We start from the raw sequence: 605 nt of genomic DNA on the forward strand, positions 1-605 counted from the left end.
CCGCAGTTATAGGCGGGGAGGGATCCGGTGGCCGACTGGGCGAAGCCGTTGTAGCGGGCATCGTCCTTGGCGAGCGCGTTCAGATATTCCTCGATATTGGGATAGCCGTCGCCGTCCTTGTCGTCATTGGCGTCCCAGACAGCGGGGTTGGTGTTGGTGAAGCGCTTTTCCCAGTCGTCGGGCATGCCGTCATTGTCGGTATCGACCTTGGCGGCACCCGGGGTGAGCTGCGCCCAGCCGCCGAGATCGGCCAAGGAGCCCGGCCAGTCGGAGGCGAACAGGAAAGGCGATTTGTCGCAGGTCTGGAGGTCCTCGATATAGCGCGCATCGACATTGTCGCGGCACGAGCCGTCGCGGCAGAGATCGGCGCCGGCATAGGCGATGACCGCGCGCAGCGCCTGTTCGGGCGTGACGAGCTTGGCGGGATCGAAGCTCAAGGCCTTGCCGGGGGCGATCGCATAGCCGAGGTTCTGGACGACCTGGAGCCCCGAGCGCGCGCAGTCCTTGGCGCCGTTCGAGGTCACCCCGCAGATCGTCGAGGCGACGATATGCGCCATGAAGCCCGCGGCCTGGCTGAAGGGATCCGACACGCTCTGCCCGAACTG

At 66.0% G+C, this 605-nt stretch carries 1 pseudogene; it reads right to left on the reverse strand.

Features of this window, described 5'->3' with window-relative positions:
• A pseudogene (locus AC3WJD_RS22105) lies at positions 1-605 on the reverse strand (hypothetical protein); the annotation flags it as partial.

Source organism: Sphingobium sp. FW306-1B-F04DB (genome assembly GCF_058781925.1).